The sequence below is a fragment of the Variovorax frigidus genome, assembly GCF_051216515.1.
Classification (GTDB): Bacteria; Pseudomonadota; Gammaproteobacteria; order Burkholderiales; family Burkholderiaceae_C; genus Variovorax.
The window spans coordinates 632,324-644,801 of the sequence record NZ_JBPJZF010000002.1 but is presented as its reverse complement, the minus strand read 5'-3'; the positions used below and the strand labels follow the sequence as shown (position 1 = coordinate 644,801).

Sequence of the window (12,478 nt, the reverse complement as noted above, 5' to 3'; positions counted from 1 at the left end):
GAGAAGCGACACCCTTCGACAAGCTCAGGACGGGCCAAGGTGCGCGAAGACTGGGGTGAGCCAGTCCTCAGGCGAAGACGCCGGCCGTGTCCTGCATGCGGGCCGACACTTCGCCCAGGTGGTGCAGCGTGTCGCCGAAGGTCAGTTCCAGCTGCGTGAGCTTGCGGAAGTAGTGGCTGCCGATGTATTCGTCGGTCACGCCGATGCCGCCGTGCAGCTGCACCGAATTCGCGGCCACGTAGCGCATCGACGTGCCCAGCTGGTACTTGGCGCGGGCCAGCGCCTGGCGGCGTTCTTCCGCCGGTGCGTTGAGCTTGAGCGTCGCGTAGTAGCTCATCGAGCGAGCGAGTTCGAGCTGCATCTTCATGTCGGCGACGCGATGGCGCAGCGCCTGGAAGCTGGAGATCACCACGCCGAACTGCTTGCGCTGGTTCATGTACTCGACGGTCAGATCGACGGTCTTGTCCATCACGCCCACCGCTTCGGCGCAGGTGGCGGCGATGCCGACGTCCACCGCGTGCTCGAGCGCCGTCAGGCCGTCGGCGGTGATCAGCGTGGCGTCGGCCTTGTCGAACACGACTTCGGCCGCGCGGCTGCCGTCCTGCGTGCCGTAGCCGCGTGCCTCGACGCCGCTGGCGCTGCGCTCGACCAGGAAGAGGGCGATCTTGCCGTCGACCTTGGCGGGGACGATGAAGGCATCGGCCTCGTCGCCCACGGGCACCAGGCTCTTGGCGCCGGTCAGCGAATGACCGCCGTCCGACTTCACGGCCGTGGCCTCGCACACGTCGAGACGGTAGCGCGCCTTGCGTTCCTGGTAAGCCAGCACCACGACCGCCTGGCCGCCGGCGATGCGCGGCAGCCAGTTGTCCTTGACGTCAGCACCGGCATAGCCGCTGAGCACGGCGCCGGCGATCAGCGTCTGCGCGAAGGGCTCGAGCACGATGCCGCGGCCCAGTTCCTCCATCACGACCATGCCGGCCACCGGGCCCATGCCCAGGCCGCCGTCGTCTTCGGCGATGTACAGGCCGCCCAGGCCGAGTTCGGCCAGTTCGTCCCAGGCCTCGCGCGAGAAGCCGCCCTTGGCCTCGATGCCGCGGCGGCGCTCGAAGTCATAGCCCTTGTCGACCCACTTGCGAACGGCGTCGCGCAGCTGGTCCTGGTCGTCGGTGAAATTGAAGTCCATTTCAAATCCTTGCGTTAGCCTTGCTGGAGCCCCCTCCTGGAGGGGGCTTGGGGGAGCCAAACATTCAGCGCGCAGCGCAGATCGTTCTACGGCTTCAGCCGAGAACGGTCTGCGCGACGATGTTGCGTTGCACTTCGTTGGAGCCGCCGTAGATGGTGGTCTTGCGCATGTTGAAGAAGGTCGACGTGAGCGGCGCGAGCGCCGGATTGCCGCCCGGGAAGTTGCCTTGCCAGCCGGCTTCCATGGCTTCGCGGATCAGCGGCAGCGAGTACGGGCCGCCGGCCAGCATCATCAGTTCGCTGTAGCGCTGCTGGATTTCGCTGCCGCGGATCTTGAGCAGGCCGGCGACGTCGAGCGAGTTCTTGCCCGAGGTGGCGGCCGACAGCACGCGCAGCACCATCATCTCGAGCGCGACGATGTCGACTTCGAGCTTGGCGATCTCGTCGCGGAAGCGCGGCTCGTCGTAGACGCCCTCGCTCTTGGCGATGCGCTTGAGGCGTTCGAGCTCGCGCTTGGCGCGGTTCACGTCGGCGATGTTGGTGCGCTCGTGCGAGAGCAGGTGCTTGGCATAGGTCCAGCCCTTGTTCTCTTCGCCGATCAGGTTCTCGGCCGGCACTTCGACGTTGTCGAAGAACACTTCGTTGACTTCATGGCCGCCGTCGAGCAGCTTGATCGGGCGCACGGTGACGCCGGGCGACTTCATGTCGAGCAGCAGGAAGCTGATGCCCGTTTGCGGCTTGCCTTCGTTGCTGGTGCGCACGAGGTTGAACATCCAGTCGCCGAATTGGCCGAGCGTGGTCCAGGTCTTCTGGCCGTTGACGATGTACTTGTCGCCCTTGCGCTCGGCCTTGGTCTTGACCGAAGCGAGGTCGGAGCCCGAGCCCGGTTCGCTGTAGCCCTGGCTCCACCAGACTTCGCCGCTGGCGATGCCGGGCAGGAAGCGCTTCTGCTGTTCGGCGTTGCCGAAGGCCATGATCACCGGGGCGACCATGACAGGGCCGAAGGGGATGATGCGCGGCGCGCCGGCCAGTGCGGTTTCTTCCTCGAACAGGTGGCGCTGGATGGCGGTCCAGCCCGGGCCGCCGAATTCCTTCGGCCAGCCGTAGCCCAGCCAGCCCTTCTTGCCGAGGATCTTGGCCCAGCCTTGCAGATCGTCGCGCGTCAGTTCGAGCGCGTTGTGCACCTTGTGCGAGATCTCTTGGGGAAGGTTGTCCTTGACCCATGCGCGAACTTCTTCGCGGAACGCTTGTTCTTCGGGTGTGAAGCTCAAATCCATGCTTGCCTCGATGGTTGATTCCGTCGCCGCGAGGAGGGCGGCGTGTCTCCGGGATCCGACTTTTTAGCACGGTCGTGCGTGATTCGGGTGTCCGCGCTGCGACAACCCGGCGCGCCAGGGTCGCGCGGTGCGCACACGGATAATCCCGCGACCCATGAAAAACATCGTGATCCTGATTTCGGGCGGAGGCTCCAACATGGCCGCCATCGTGCAAGCGGCCGCACAAGAGCGCTGGGCAGAGCGCCTCGGCGCGCGCATCGCCGCCGTCGTGAGCAACAAGGCGGAAGCGGGCGGACTGGCTTTCGCCAAGACACAGGGCATCGCCACGGCAGTGGTCTCGCACCAGGCCTTCGCGACGCGCGAGGCCTTCGATGCGGCGCTGGCCGAGGCGATCGATGCCCACGCGCCGAGCCTGGTGGTGCTGGCGGGCTTCATGCGCATCCTCACGCCGGCTTTCGTGGCGCGGTACGACGGGCGTCTCCTCAACATCCATCCCTCGCTGCTGCCGGCCTTTCCGGGGCTCGACACGCACCGGCGCGCCATCGCCGCGGGCTGCCGCGTGGCCGGCGCCACGGTGCACCAGGTCACGGCAGAACTCGACCATGGGCCGATCGTCGACCAGGCCGTCGTGCCGGTGCTGGCCGGCGACACGGCCGAGGCCCTGGCGGCGCGCGTGCTGACGCAGGAGCACCGGCTCTATCCGCGCGCAATCGCCCATTGGCTGGCGCAGTCCCGATGACACAATCCGGTTTTTCAGGGAGTGCCCAATGACCCAACGAACGATCGGTTTTTCCATCGCCGCCCTGGCGAGCGGCCTGCTGATGGCGTGTGCGGCGCCTCCGCCGCCGCCGGCGGCGCCCGTTGTTGGCGTGCCGGTGGCGGTCAAGCCGGCGCCGAAGCCCGCGCCCGTGCCCCAGCCCGAATGCAGCGCCGCGGGCGCCCGGTTTGCGGTGGGTCAGGCGTTGTCGCCGCAGCTCGAAGTCGCCGCGCGGACGCGCGCCAATGCCTCTGTGTCGCGCGTGCTGAAGCCGGGCCAGGCCGTGACGATGGAGTTCAACGCCGCGCGCCTGAATCTGGAGGTCGACGCACGCGGCCGCGTGACCGCCGTGCGTTGCGGCTGAGCGCGCCGCGGCGTCCTCAGTCGATCTTGCGGAAGCGGGGCTGCGTGTGCCCCTCGAACACGATCTCTTCCTCGAACATGGCAGCGGGGCGCACCCACAGGCCGCGCTGCCCGTAGAGCGCGCGGTAGAGCGTCATCGGCTCGAGCGTTTCGCTGTGCCGCACCGTGCCGACGACGTCGTACTCGCCGCCCTTGTAGTGGCGGTAGCGCCCGGGGGGTGTTTCGATCAGGAGGGGCAGGTCGTTGTCGTTCATGGACACATTTTCGTTCGCGGTGCCGGCCCGGAAGAAGGCGAGGGCCCGCGGCTGAGACAATCGGGGCATGCACCCCAAAGCCCTGTTGGAAGCCTGCGCCGATCTGGTCGGCCTTGTCTTGAAGTTCGATCACCCGGCCGATCAGGTCGTTTCCCGTTTTTTCCGCGAGCACCGCGAGTTCGGCCCGCGCGAGCGCGCCACCCTGGCGGAGACCGTTTTCACGGTCCTGCGCAAGAAGCTTCTGTTCGACCACCTGTCGCCTTCGGGCACCGGTTCGAAGGAGCGCCGCATGGCGATCCTGGGCTTTCACGGCCCGCGTGATTTCCTCAAGAGCGCGCTCAACGACAACGAAAAGCGCTGGCTCGACAACTGCGACGCGGTTCGCCCCGACGACCTGCTCGAGCGCCACCGCCACAACCTGCCCGAGTGGCTGGTCGCGCCGCTGAAGGCGCAACTGGGCGACCAGTTCTGGCCCCTGGCCGAAAGCCTGCAACAGCCGGCCCCGCTCGATCTGCGCGTGAACGCGCTGCACGACAAGCGTCCCGACGTGCAGAAGGAGCTGGCGCTGGCCTCGATCAAGGCCGTTCCCACGCCCTTCTCGCCCTGGGGCCTGCGCATCGACGGCAAGCCCGCGCTGAACAAGCTCGACGCCTTCGCGCGCGGCGCGGTCGAAGTGCAGGATGAGGGCTCGCAGCTGCTGGCCCTGCTGCTCGACGCCAAGCGCGGCGAGATGGTGGTGGATTTCTGCGCCGGCGCCGGCGGCAAGACGCTGGCGATCGGCGCCACCATGCGCAACACCGGCCGGCTCTATGCCTTCGACACCTCGGCCCACCGGCTCGACGCGCTCAAGCCGCGGCTGGCGCGCAGCAAGCTGTCGAACGTCCACCCGGCCGCCATCGCGCATGAACGCGACGAGCGCATCAAGCGGCTGGCCGGCAAGATCGACCGCGTGCTGGTCGATGCACCCTGTTCGGGCCTGGGCACGCTGCGACGCAACCCGGACCTCAAGTGGCGCCAGTCGCCCAAGTCGGTCGAGGAATTGACGGCCAAGCAGATGGCCATCCTGCAGAGCGCCGCGCGGCTCGTGAAATCGGGTGGCCGGCTGGTCTACGCGACCTGCAGCGTGCTGCCCGAGGAGAACGAAGCCATTGCGGAGGCCTTCAGCGCCGCCAATCCCGACTTCGAACCCCAGGAGGCGACGGCACTGCTGACGGATTTGAAGGTGGCCGGGGCGGCGCAACTGGGTGCCGGCGGTGAGGCTGCCACGCGCTACCTGCGCCTCTGGCCGCACCGGCATGCCACCGACGGTTTCTTTGCGGCCGTCTGGACCCGGAAGTAAGGGAACCGGAACTAGGTTCGGCACTCCAAAGTAGGTGAAAACGCCTGTGGCATCAAGGATTTAGGCCTCTTCGGGGGCTCGAACCCTTAAAATCGCAGGTTACCTGGGGGCTGCACCTTCGTGCGGCCATGGAGTACTGAATTCAATGTTGCTTCCTGACTCTGCCGTCCTGAGCGCGGCCATCGACTGGCTCGGACACGGCTTGTGGGACCTCGCATGGTGGGAGATCGTGCTGTACACGCTCGTCACCACGCACATCACCATCGCCGGCGTGACGATCTTCCTGCACCGCACGCAGACGCACCGCGCCATGGATCTGGGGCCGATCCCCTCGCATTTCTTCCGCTTCTGGCTGTGGCTGGGCACGGGCATGGTGACCAAGGAATGGGTCGCCATCCACCGCAAGCACCACGCCAAGTGCGAGACCGAGGAAGATCCGCACAGCCCGCAGGTCAAGGGCATCGACGAAGTCATGTGGCGCGGCGCCGAGCTGTACCGCAAGGAATCCAAGAACAAGGAAACCATCGCGCGTTACGGCCATGGCACACCCGACGACTGGATCGAGCGCAACCTGTATTCGCGCTTCAGCTGGCAGGGCGTGGGCCTGATGCTGGTGATCAACCTCGCCCTGTTCGGCGCGGCCGGTGCGGCCGTGTGGGCCGTGCAGATGCTCTGGATCCCGTTCTGGGCGGCCGGCGTGGTCAACGGCATCGGTCACTTCTGGGGCTACCGCAATTTCGAGGCGGTGGACGCCAGCCGCAACATCTCGCCGATCGGCCTGATCATCGGCGGTGAAGAGCTGCACAACAACCACCATACCTATCCCACCTCGGCCAAGTTCTCGGTCAAGAAATACGAGTTCGACATCGGCTGGCTCTACATCCAGGTCTTCCAGGCCATCGGCTGGGCCAAGGTCAAGAAAGTGCCGCCGAAGATGCTGATCGGCGAAGTGCGCCCGGTGGCAGACGAGAAGACGCTCGAGGCCGTGATCGCCAACCGCTACGAAGTCATGGCCGGCTATGCCCGCGGCATGCGCAGCACCGTCAAGGACGAACTCGCGCAGCTCAAGGCCAAGGGTGCCGATCTGTCGGTGCTCAAGGCCGCGAACCGCTGGCTGCACCGCGACGACGACAAGGTGCCTGAGGCCGCCAAGCCGAGCCTGGTGCAGGCCCGTGAGGCGCATCCGGTGCTCGACAAGATGGTGACGATGCGCGAAGAGCTGCGTCAGCTCTGGCTCAACACTTCGCAGTCGCGCGAGCAGTTGGCCGTCGATCTGGCCGCCTGGTGCCACCGCGCCGAAGCCAGCGGCATCGCTGCGCTGCACGAGTTTTCGGTCCGCCTGCGCGCTGCGCGCGGGTGAATTTGGCTCGCCCCCAGGCTGCGGCGCACTGCGTGTCGCCTCCTCCTACCCCCGACCGGGGGCGACACCGGCGGCCCGGCGGAGCCGGTTCCGCGGTGTCCCTGGCTCGCCCCCAGGCTGCGGCGCACTGCGTGTCGCCTCCTCCTACCCCCTACCGGTGGCGACACCAGCGGCCCGGCGAAGCCGGTTCCGCGGTGTCCCACGAAAGGGGCATCTTTCGCTGACACCAGTCTTCGCAGACGCAAAAAAACCCGCTGGATCACAGCGGGTTTTTTTATGGGGCTCAGGCTGAATTACTTCAGCTTGATTTCCTTGTATTCGACATGCTTGCGTGCCTTGGGGTCGAACTTCATGATCGACATCTTTTCAGGCATCGTCTTCTTGTTCTTGCTCGTGGTGTAGAAGTGACCGGTACCCGCGGTGGATTCCAGCTTGATCTTCTCGCGTCCGCCTTTGCTCGTTGCCATGATTCAGCTCCTTAAGCTTGGCCGCGTGCGCGCAGGTCTGCGAGCACGGCATCGATGCCGTTCTTGTCGATCAGGCGCAGTGCAGCGCTCGAAACCCGCAGGCGAACCCAACGGTTTTCGGTTTCGACCCAGAAACGACGGTATTGCAGGTTCGGGAGGAACCGGCGCTTGGTTTTGTTGTTGGCGTGGGAAACATTGTTCCCGACCATCGGGCCCTTGCCCGTGACGTCACATACGCGTGCCATGTGGACACTTCTTTCATAAACAGCTGGCACCCATGGAGCCTTGCCTGAATCAGGAGGGCTCGCACACAACAGGGCGTTGCGGGATGTTTTGCAGCTTGACCTCGCCAGAAACGGGTGGCGGTACCCCGGCTGCCGCACCCGCGTCGGCGTTTTTCAACGTGCGCAGATTTCGGCAAAGCCTGAGATTATAGCGCAGCGCGGTTTCTGCGCGCTACAGCGCGAAGGCGAGGCCGCCTTCGCGCGGAAAAGCGCTTATTCCTGCTCCAGGAAGCGCTGGGCGTCGAGGGCGGCCATGCAGCCCGTGCCGGCGCTGGTGATGGCCTGGCGGTAGATGTTGTCCTGCACGTCGCCGGCCGCGAACACGCCAGGCACGCTGGTCATCGTGGCGAAGCCCTGCAGGCCCGAGCGCGTGACGATGTAGCCGCCCTTCATGTCGAGCTGGCCTTCGAAGATGTCGGTGTTCGGATGGTGGCCGATCGCGATGAAGCAGCCCTTGAGCGTCAGGTCCTCGGTGGCGCCGGTTTCGGTGCTCTTGAGCCGGATGCCGGTGACGCCGGTGCCGTCGCCGAGCACTTCGTCGAGCGTGTTGTGGGTCTTGAGCACGATCTTGCCTTCCGCGACCTTCTCGTGCAGCTTGTCGACCAGGATCGGTTCGGCCTTGAACTTGTCGCGGCGGTGCACCAGCGTGACCTTGCTCGCGATGTTCGAGAGGTACAGCGCTTCTTCCACGGCGGTGTTGCCGCCGCCGATCACGCAAACTTCCTCATTCTTGTAGAAGAAGCCGTCGCAGGTCGCGCAACCCGAGACGCCGCGGCCCATGAAGGCCTCCTCGGAGGGCAGGCCCAGGTACTTGGCCGACGCGCCGGTCGCGATGATCAACGCGTCGCAGGTGTAGGTGCCGCTGTCGCCGGTCAGCGTGAACGGGCGCTGGCTGAAGTCGACCTTGCTGATGTGGTCGAACACGATCTGGGTCTTGAAGCGCTCGGCGTGCTCCAGAAAGCGTTGCATGAGCTCGGGGCCCTGCACGCCATGGACGTCGGCGGGCCAGTTGTCCACTTCCGTCGTGGTCATGAGCTGTCCGCCCTGGGCCATGCCGGTGATCAGAAGAGGCTGCAGATTGGCCCGGGCGGCGTAGACGGCGGCCGTATAGCCGGCGGGGCCCGAGCCCAGGATGAGAACCTTTGCGTGTGTTGGCGACGTCATATGTGGAAAACTTGGCGTTCTTCCTGTATCAGGGTGTACATTTTGAGGGGGTGATAGTCTAGGAGTATCACTTGCAGGGCCGCCTCCGGTAGGAGGCGTTTTCAATGCGTGCGATTGTATGAATCGATGGATCTGAAATCACGCGCTTCACGGGGACTGATGAATGTCGATGCTGTCCAATCTTGAATTGCTCAGGCGTGTGCCTCTGTTCGCGGCCCTGACGCCGACGCAATCGGCCAGCATTGCCGATGCGATCGTCAAAAAGCGATTCAAGCGCGCGGAAATGGTGGTGGAGCAGGGCAAGAAGTCGGATTCGCTCTTCATCATCCTGACCGGACGGGCACGGGTGATGAGCACCGACAGCCGGGGCCGCGAGGTCATCCTGGCCACGCTGCAGCCTGGCGACTACATCGGCGAGATGAGCCTGATCGACGACGAGCCGCACTCGGCCACCGTGCGCACCGAGGTCCAGACCGACGTGCTGATGCTCGACCGCGATGCCTTCTCCCGCTGCCTGCCCGAGAATTCCTCGATGTCGTACAACATCATGCGCGGCCTGGTGCAGCGCCTGCGCCACGCCGACCGCAAGATCGAATCGCTGGCGCTGATGGACGTCTACGGGCGCGTCGCGCGCTCGCTGATCGAGTTCGCGGTCGACGACGGGCAGGGCAACCTCAAGATCCGCGACAAGATCTCGCGCCAGGATCTGGCCAAGATGGTCGGCGCTTCGCGCGAGATGGTCAGCCGCGTCATGAAGGACCTCGAAGAGCGTGGTTTCGTTCAGACACAAGTCGACGGCTCGATGATCGTCAAGGAACGGCTCGCCTCGCTGGCGTGAGCCCCCGAGGGGCAGATGCCCATTCAGGTGCGCTGTGCCCGTGTGTAACCGCCACGCTCCCGCTCGGGCCGTGGCGTTTTCCGTTGTAGGCTCCATGCGCCCGCGGATTCTTTTCGCCGACGGGGCGTTGCGCCATCCATGACCTATTCGCTGAACACACTCCAGTCCTCGACTTCCGGTGAGCCGCCGCCGGTTCGCCTGCGCGCCATGCGCTTCGCACATGAGATCACGCTGATCGCGGGCTTCGTCGTGCTGCTCTTCTGGCTCATCGCCATGCTCAGCTTCACGCCCTCCGATGCGGCCTGGTCCACGTCGGGTACCGGCGGCGAGGTCAAGAACTGGGGCGGGCGCATCGGGGCCTGGGTGGCCGACGGCAGCTACTTCCTGGCCGGCTATTCGGTCTGGTGGTGCCTGGCCGCGGGCCTGCGGGTCTGGCTGTCCTCGCTCGCCGGCTGGCTGCGCGGCGGCGAGGCCGGTGGCGGGCCGCCGCCCGCGCCCCTGGGTCGCTTCAACCGCAGCCGCCTGGCCTTCTGGTTCGGCCTGGTGCTGCTGCTGTGCGCCAGCGCGATGCTCGAATGGTCGCGCCTCTATCGCCTCGAATTCCGCCTGCCGGGCCACGGCGGCGGGGTGCTCGGCTATTTCGTCGGCCCGATGAGCGTGAAGTGGATGGGCTTCACCGGTTCGGCGCTGATCGCGATCGCGGCCGGCGTGATCGGTTCGGCGCTGGTCTTCCGTTTCTCGTGGAGCCATATCGCCGAGCGCATCGGCGAGCGGGTCTATTCGCTGTTCGAGTCGCGCCGCGAGAAACGCGAGATCGCCGAAGACATCAAGCTGGGCCGCCAGGCCGCGCGCGAGCGCGAAGAAGTCGGTTCCCTGGACGATCCCCGGTCGGGCGAGCCCATGCTCGACGAGGCGGCCGAGCAGAAGCCGCGCCGCCGTCCCGCGTCGCCGCCGGTGCAGATCGAGCCCGCGCTGGCCGAACTGCCCAAGAGCGAGCGCGTGGCCAAGGAGCGGCAGAAGCCCCTGTTCCGCGAGCTGCCCGACAGCAAGCTGCCGCAGGTCGACCTGCTCGACGCGGCGCAGTTGCGCCAGGAAACCGTCTCCAGCGACACGCTCGAGATGACCTCGCGGATGATCGAGAAGAAGCTCAAGGACTTCGGCGTCGAGGTGCGCGTGGTGCTGGCCTCGCCGGGCCCGGTGATCACGCGCTACGAGATCGAGCCGGCCACCGGCGTCAAGGGCTCTCAGATCGTCGGCCTGGCCAAGGACCTGGCGCGCTCGCTGTCGCTGGTGTCGATCCGCGTGGTCGAGACCATCCCGGGCAAGAACTACATGGCGCTCGAGTTGCCCAATGCCAAGCGGCAATCGATCAAGCTCAGCGAGATCCTGGGCTCGCAGGTCTACAACGAGGGCAAGTCCTTCCTGACCATGGGCCTGGGCAAGGACATCATCGGCAACCCGGTGGTGGCCGACCTGGCCAAGATGCCGCACGTGCTGGTCGCCGGCACCACCGGCTCCGGCAAGTCGGTGGGCATCAACGCGATGATCCTGAGCCTGCTCTACAAGGCCGAGGCGCGCGACGTGCGCCTGCTTATGATCGACCCGAAGATGCTCGAGATGTCGGTCTACGAAGGCATCCCGCACCTGCTGGCACCGGTGGTGACCGACATGCGCCAGGCGGCCCACGGCCTGACCTGGTGCGTGGCCGAGATGGAGCGCCGCTACAAGCTCATGAGCAAGCTCGGCGTGCGCAACCTGGCCGGCTACAACGTGAAGATCGACGAAGCCAAGGCGCGCGAGGAGTTCATCTACAACCCCTTCAGCCTCACGCCCGACGATCCGGAGCCGCTCAAGCGCGAACCGCACATCGTGGTGGTGATCGACGAACTCGCCGACCTGATGATGGTGGTCGGCAAGAAGATCGAAGAGCTGATCGCGCGTCTGGCGCAGAAGGCGCGCGCCGCCGGCATCCACCTGATCCTGGCCACCCAGCGGCCCAGCGTGGACGTGATCACCGGCCTGATCAAGGCCAACATCCCGACCCGCATCGCGTTCCAGGTCTCGAGCAAGATCGACAGCCGCACCATCCTCGACCAGATGGGTGCAGAAGCGCTGCTGGGCATGGGTGACATGCTTTACATGCCGAGCGGTACGGGCTTGCCGATTCGCGTGCATGGTGCGTTCGTGAGCGACGAGGAAGTGCACCGCGTGGTGGCCTACCTCAAGAGCCAGGGCGAGCCCGACTACATCGAGGGCGTGCTCGAAGGGGGAACCGTCGACGGCGACGGCGATCTACTGGGTGAAGGTGGCGATGCCGAGAAGGACCCGATGTACGACCAGGCGGTCGAGGTCGTGCTCAAGAACCGCAAGGCCAGCATCTCGCTGGTGCAGCGCCACCTGAAGATCGGCTACAACCGCGCGGCGCGGTTGGTCGAGGACATGGAAAAAGCCGGGTTGGTCAGCGCCATGAGCGGTGCGGGCCAGCGCGAAATCCTGGTGCCTGCGCGCACCGAGTGAACGGAGCGGAATGTTGTTGTCTTGGAAGAAGTCGGTGATCGGTCTCGGCATGGCGGGCGCGGCGATGAGCGTCTGGGCCGGGGGCATGGAAAGCCTCGAAGCCTTCGTGAAGAACGTGAAGTCCGGTCGGGCCGAGTTCACGCAGACCGTGACGGCGCCCCAAAGGCAGGGCGAGCCCTCGCGCGCCAAGGTGTCCACCGGCACCTTCGCGTTCCAGCGCCCCGGCCAGTTCAAGTTCGACTACCAGAAGCCCTTTGCGCAAACCATCGTGGCCGACGGGAAGACCCTCTGGCTCTACGACGCCGACCTGAACCAGGTCACGCAGCGCGCGCAGGCGCAGGCCCTGGGCTCGACCCCTGCCGCGCTGATCGCGGCCGCGCCCGATCTGCGTTCGCTGCAGGCCGATTTCACGCTGGAATCGGCGCCCGAGCGCGACGGCCTGCAGTGGGTCAAGGCCACGCCCAAGGCCAAGGATGGCCAGTTGCAGGGCATCCAGGTCGGCTTCCAGGGCGACGCGCTGGCGGCGCTCGAGATCCAGGACAGCTTCGGCCAGCGCTCGGTGCTCAAGTTCAGCAAGGTCGAGGTGAATCCCGCCTTGCCCGCAGGCAGCTTCGCCTTCAAGGCGCCGGCCGGCGCCGACGTCCTCAAGCCCTGAACGGGCACTGCGCTGCGGTGG

At 66.1% G+C, this 12,478-nt stretch carries 13 protein-coding genes; 7 read left to right on the top strand and 6 right to left on the bottom strand.

Annotated elements, in window-relative coordinates:
* Positions 1 to 67: 67 nt before the first annotated feature.
* Entirely contained in the window at positions 68 to 1,183 is a 1,116-nt protein-coding gene (locus ACSFBC_RS08255; RefSeq protein WP_435509815.1) for an acyl-CoA dehydrogenase family protein, read from the bottom strand.
* A 94-nt stretch (positions 1,184 to 1,277) separates the two neighbouring features.
* A complete protein-coding gene (locus tag ACSFBC_RS08250; protein ID WP_435509814.1) occupies positions 1,278 to 2,459 on the bottom strand; it encodes an acyl-CoA dehydrogenase family protein in 1,182 nt (393 codons plus the stop codon).
* 154 nt (positions 2,460 to 2,613) lie between these two features.
* On the opposite strand from ACSFBC_RS08250, the gene purN reads away from it, so the two are divergent.
* Both purN and ACSFBC_RS08240 read left to right on the top strand, forming a co-directional pair.
* On the top strand, positions 2,614 to 3,198 hold the full coding sequence (gene purN, locus ACSFBC_RS08245; RefSeq protein ID WP_435509813.1) for a phosphoribosylglycinamide formyltransferase: 585 nt from the start codon (positions 2,614 to 2,616) through the stop codon (positions 3,196 to 3,198).
* Between the two features lie 28 nt (positions 3,199 to 3,226).
* Entirely contained in the window at positions 3,227 to 3,580 is a 354-nt protein-coding gene (locus ACSFBC_RS08240; protein WP_435509812.1) for an I78 family peptidase inhibitor, read from the top strand.
* Between the two features lie 16 nt (positions 3,581 to 3,596).
* On the opposite strand, the gene ACSFBC_RS08235 is transcribed toward ACSFBC_RS08240, so the two are convergent.
* A complete protein-coding gene (locus tag ACSFBC_RS08235) occupies positions 3,597 to 3,833 on the bottom strand; it encodes a DUF1653 domain-containing protein (protein WP_435509811.1) in 237 nt (78 codons plus the stop codon).
* Between the two features lie 67 nt (positions 3,834 to 3,900).
* On the opposite strand from ACSFBC_RS08235, the gene ACSFBC_RS08230 reads away from it, so the two are divergent.
* Together ACSFBC_RS08230 and ACSFBC_RS08225 are read left to right on the top strand one after the other, a co-directional pair.
* A complete protein-coding gene (locus ACSFBC_RS08230) occupies positions 3,901 to 5,172 on the top strand; it encodes an RsmB/NOP family class I SAM-dependent RNA methyltransferase (RefSeq protein ID WP_435509810.1) in 1,272 nt (423 codons plus the stop codon).
* Positions 5,173 to 5,317: 145 nt separating this feature from the next.
* Positions 5,318 to 6,532, top strand: a complete 1,215-nt coding sequence (locus ACSFBC_RS08225) for a DesA family fatty acid desaturase (protein ID WP_435509809.1) — start codon at positions 5,318 to 5,320, stop codon at positions 6,530 to 6,532.
* Between the two features lie 293 nt (positions 6,533 to 6,825).
* On the opposite strand, the gene rpmG is transcribed toward ACSFBC_RS08225, so the two are convergent.
* From rpmG to trxB, 3 genes are all read right to left on the bottom strand, one after another.
* Positions 6,826 to 6,999, bottom strand: coding sequence for a 50S ribosomal protein L33 (gene rpmG / locus ACSFBC_RS08220; RefSeq protein WP_007830291.1), 174 nt, complete (start codon positions 6,997 to 6,999; stop codon positions 6,826 to 6,828).
* A gap of 11 nt (positions 7,000 to 7,010) precedes the next feature.
* The gene (rpmB, locus tag ACSFBC_RS08215; protein ID WP_007830293.1) at positions 7,011 to 7,244 is read right to left on the bottom strand and encodes a 50S ribosomal protein L28; all 234 of its coding nucleotides are present in this window, start codon (positions 7,242 to 7,244) and stop codon (positions 7,011 to 7,013) included.
* A 252-nt stretch (positions 7,245 to 7,496) separates the two neighbouring features.
* Positions 7,497 to 8,447 (bottom strand): thioredoxin-disulfide reductase, encoded by a 951-nt coding sequence (gene trxB, locus ACSFBC_RS08210; RefSeq protein ID WP_435509808.1) that lies wholly within the window; start codon positions 8,445 to 8,447, stop codon positions 7,497 to 7,499.
* Positions 8,448 to 8,610: 163 nt separating this feature from the next.
* On the opposite strand from trxB, the gene ACSFBC_RS08205 reads away from it, so the two are divergent.
* The 3 genes from ACSFBC_RS08205 (at position 8,611) to lolA (ending at position 12,457) form a co-directional block, all read left to right on the top strand.
* Positions 8,611 to 9,285, top strand: coding sequence for a Crp/Fnr family transcriptional regulator (locus tag ACSFBC_RS08205; RefSeq protein WP_183024585.1), 675 nt, complete (start codon positions 8,611 to 8,613; stop codon positions 9,283 to 9,285).
* A gap of 138 nt (positions 9,286 to 9,423) precedes the next feature.
* Positions 9,424 to 11,802: a DNA translocase FtsK gene (locus tag ACSFBC_RS08200; protein ID WP_435509807.1), complete on the top strand. Its 2,379-nt coding sequence runs from the start codon at positions 9,424 to 9,426 to the stop codon at positions 11,800 to 11,802.
* Between the two features lie 10 nt (positions 11,803 to 11,812).
* On the top strand, positions 11,813 to 12,457 hold the full coding sequence (gene lolA, locus ACSFBC_RS08195) for an outer membrane lipoprotein periplasmic chaperone LolA (RefSeq protein ID WP_475544556.1): 645 nt from the start codon (positions 11,813 to 11,815) through the stop codon (positions 12,455 to 12,457).
* Positions 12,458 to 12,478: the final 21 nt, after the last annotated feature.

Bases quoted from the DNA above. Each gene is read 5' to 3' on its own strand.
- ACSFBC_RS08255 (WP_435509815.1), bottom strand. From the start codon at position 1,183: ATGGACTTCAATTTCACCGACGACCAGGACCAGCTGCGCGACGCCGTT.
- ACSFBC_RS08250 (WP_435509814.1), bottom strand. From the start codon at position 2,459: ATGGATTTGAGCTTCACACCCGAAGAACAAGCGTTCCGCGAAGAAGTT.
- purN (WP_435509813.1), top strand. From the start codon at position 2,614: ATGAAAAACATCGTGATCCTGATTTCGGGCGGAGGCTCCAACATGGCC.
- ACSFBC_RS08240 (WP_435509812.1), top strand. From the start codon at position 3,227: ATGACCCAACGAACGATCGGTTTTTCCATCGCCGCCCTGGCGAGCGGC.
- ACSFBC_RS08235 (WP_435509811.1), bottom strand. From the start codon at position 3,833: ATGAACGACAACGACCTGCCCCTCCTGATCGAAACACCCCCCGGGCGC.
- ACSFBC_RS08230 (WP_435509810.1), top strand. From the start codon at position 3,901: ATGCACCCCAAAGCCCTGTTGGAAGCCTGCGCCGATCTGGTCGGCCTT.
- ACSFBC_RS08225 (WP_435509809.1), top strand. From the start codon at position 5,318: ATGTTGCTTCCTGACTCTGCCGTCCTGAGCGCGGCCATCGACTGGCTC.
- rpmG (WP_007830291.1), bottom strand. From the start codon at position 6,999: ATGGCAACGAGCAAAGGCGGACGCGAGAAGATCAAGCTGGAATCCACC.
- rpmB (WP_007830293.1), bottom strand. From the start codon at position 7,244: ATGGCACGCGTATGTGACGTCACGGGCAAGGGCCCGATGGTCGGGAAC.
- trxB (WP_435509808.1), bottom strand. From the start codon at position 8,447: ATGACGTCGCCAACACACGCAAAGGTTCTCATCCTGGGCTCGGGCCCC.
- ACSFBC_RS08205 (WP_183024585.1), top strand. From the start codon at position 8,611: ATGTCGATGCTGTCCAATCTTGAATTGCTCAGGCGTGTGCCTCTGTTC.
- ACSFBC_RS08200 (WP_435509807.1), top strand. From the start codon at position 9,424: ATGACCTATTCGCTGAACACACTCCAGTCCTCGACTTCCGGTGAGCCG.
- lolA (WP_475544556.1), top strand. From the start codon at position 11,813: ATGTTGTTGTCTTGGAAGAAGTCGGTGATCGGTCTCGGCATGGCGGGC.